Origin of the sequence: Paenibacillus glacialis (assembly GCF_001637205.1) — a bacterium.
Lineage (GTDB): Bacteria > Bacillota > Bacilli > Paenibacillales > Paenibacillaceae > Paenibacillus_AQ > Paenibacillus_AQ glacialis.
Window position 1 is genome coordinate 1 of record NZ_LVJH01000072.1, and the last position, 2,684, is coordinate 2,684.

A 2,684-nucleotide genomic window follows, 5' to 3' on the forward strand; every position below is an offset into this window, starting at 1 on the left:
TACGTATGATAACTTAAGACGAATGAGTAGTGGATCGTGGCCGGGTCGACGGATCGCATACAGCTATGACCTAGCCGGGAATATGATGACAAGAAAAGATAGCGACCAAGAAGCGTATCCCCCGATCGCCTATACAAAAGATAACCGTTTGTTTAGTATAGGAGGATACCCGGTCGAGATGGATGCCGATGGGAATCTCCTGTATATGAGCGAAGGAAAGACGATGGCATCCTACGAATATGATGCACGTAACCGATTCGTGAAATCGGGTAAAGCGCAGTACACGTATGATGCTCAAGGCAATCGGACGTCGATGACGTGGAAAGGGAAGACGACACGATATGTCGTTGATGCTCTTCCAGAATTAAGCCGTGTGCTGATGGAGTTAGACGCTGATGGAACGCCGAAAACCTATTATGTATATGGGATAGGATTGATCGGAAGAGAAGACGCCCAAGGTAATTACCAAAGTTACCACAGTGATATCCGTGGAAGTACAACGCTCTTAACAGATGAACAAGGCAGCGTGACTGACCGCTATACCTATGGACCGTACGGCGAGTTAGAGAAGCATGAAGGCAAGACCAACCAACCGTTTGGGTATAACGGAAGGGACGGTGTGCAATCTGACCCGAACGGACTCTATTATATGAGGGAACGGTACTACCATCCGGTCTTACAACGGTTCTTGAACCGAGATGTCCTCCGTGGAGATCTGATGGATGGACAAACGCTGAATCGCTATGCGTATGTCAACGGCGACCCGTTTCGTTACATTGATCCGTTGGGGTTAATGAAGGGGACGTGTGGTAATAAGATATCAGACCGCGATAGTAAAAATGGTTCATTAAAATTGGATTTACAGTTGTTTGCTGATAATAAGGGTACGGGTAAAGTCGATAGCCCTTTTGTACCTGATGAGTATTGGGGTAGAAAAGCGCCTGATTTCAACACTCCCGGTTTAAAGTATGATCATTATAGAGAATATAATGGGAAAATTGAGAGATCGACTGTTATTTACGACAACGCTGGAAGACAGAGTTATAGAGTCGATCATGCCGATCATAGTATGCCTAAGCATTCTGTTCCTCATTTGCATGAAAGGAAATTCGGTCCAGGATATTCAGACAAAGGTAAAGAATATGATTACCATTTTTGGAATGATGAGAGGTGACTTATTGTATGGAATTCATAAAAAACTATCATCTTATCTCTGGAAAGTTGCCCTCTTTCGGAGAAAAAGACTTAAAATTGGTTGTGAGCGTTAGTTACTACATTGGATATAACGAACATTATGATGAGGTATCTTTTCTAGAAGTAGGGTACATTTTGGAATCCAATATTGAAAGTAATAGGTATAAGCTCTTGCTAAAATTCAATGAAGTTAATTCTTTAAGTCTTTCAGGATTTGGCGGAGCATTTAATCAAATGATGGGCTTTAAAATAAAGGACATGAGAGATCATAGTTGGGAAAACGATCAAAGGTATTATGTTCACGACTATGAAAACGACATAATGAAATTTTACTGCAAATCAGTTGAAGTTTTGTCAATTGATGAACTATAAGCTAAAAATCCTTGATTGGCTTCATGAGTTTCCATAAAGAAGATAAATATAATAATGCTAATTTGGAGACGATGGATGGTAGTAATTTCGATCTTAATTATCCTCATGTAACTAAATGAGGATAATATCAGATAAGATTCTGAAATTACTACTAAAGTTAGGTATGTTCCTAGCAATCACTCAACTACTATACGTAGGAATAGCTAATGCAACACCCGTAGTCGAAACTATACCCGAGCCAATTTTTAAAGAACCCTACTTAGAAGGTGCTAATCCTGGGAAAAGGCAAAGATGGGTTATTCCAGTACGATCGTGGGTGCAATCTCATTTAGTAGCAACTTTGTATCAATCAGATTCGAGAGAGTGGTTTTATGATTTAATTCCTATTCATTATGGTCCATTTGCAAATATATCAAAACCCACAGGAGATGTTCCCGTACCTACCAATGTAGAAGCGGTCATCGAGATTGATAGTTCACTATATAAACCGAATAAAGTTTTTCTTGATAAGTCTGGAGACCTCAAGTTCACCGTAGCACAAGTACCCAGAGCACACCGAAATGTACGTTATATTAAAGCCTATGAAAGAGATATTGATGATACCCCTCCAACAGTAACAAAATTCAATGAAAGTAATGGGAAGTTTACGACAACTATGCATCTTGGTGGAGATACCTCAGGTACTAGAGGGGAACCGTATCAGAGTAAATCAAGTATAGGTTACTTTATTAATCTAGATATTTTATGGGAAGGTACAATCATCGAGACAAAAGAAATCTTTGTTGAAGAAAGATGCTGTGCTGCAGATAGGAGAAACCAAACAAGAAAAGGCGACAGTAAAAACCCAAGCAACTGAAGGAGGAAGTTGGGTTTCTGCGGACGTGACTACGAGAACAACAACAACATGGGAATCCTCCAATAAGTCAGTAGCGACCGTAACTCCTACCGGTGGATTAGTTAAGGCTGAATCTAAAGGGAAAACAACTATAACAGCAACATGGAAATCGGGGGTTTATACCTTAACTGATTCTGCTACTATCACCGTAGGTGAGGATCCACCAACAGATCCTGATCCAAGTGTAGAATGTACAGATCCTTCTCCTGGAGAGACCATGAAT

The 2,684-nt window shown here is 40.5% G+C and carries 4 protein-coding genes; all 4 read left to right on the forward strand.

Translation table 11 applies throughout. The features are described from left to right. The coding region (locus PGLA_RS25310) for an RHS repeat domain-containing protein (RefSeq protein WP_145939675.1) at positions 1–1,174 on the forward strand (1,174 nt) is incomplete at its 5' end. Between the two features lie 8 nt (positions 1,175–1,182). Continuing rightward, positions 1,183–1,566, forward strand: a complete 384-nt coding sequence (locus tag PGLA_RS25315) for a hypothetical protein (RefSeq protein WP_068537990.1) — start codon at positions 1,183–1,185, stop codon at positions 1,564–1,566. Positions 1,567–1,681: 115 nt separating this feature from the next. Then, on the forward strand, positions 1,682–2,422 hold the full coding sequence (locus PGLA_RS25320; protein ID WP_068537991.1) for a hypothetical protein: 741 nt from the start codon (positions 1,682–1,684) through the stop codon (positions 2,420–2,422). A 25-nt stretch (positions 2,423–2,447) separates the two neighbouring features. Beyond that, positions 2,448–2,684 (forward strand): Ig-like domain-containing protein (locus tag PGLA_RS25325; protein ID WP_211269626.1); only part of this gene is annotated, 237 nt, incomplete at its 3' end.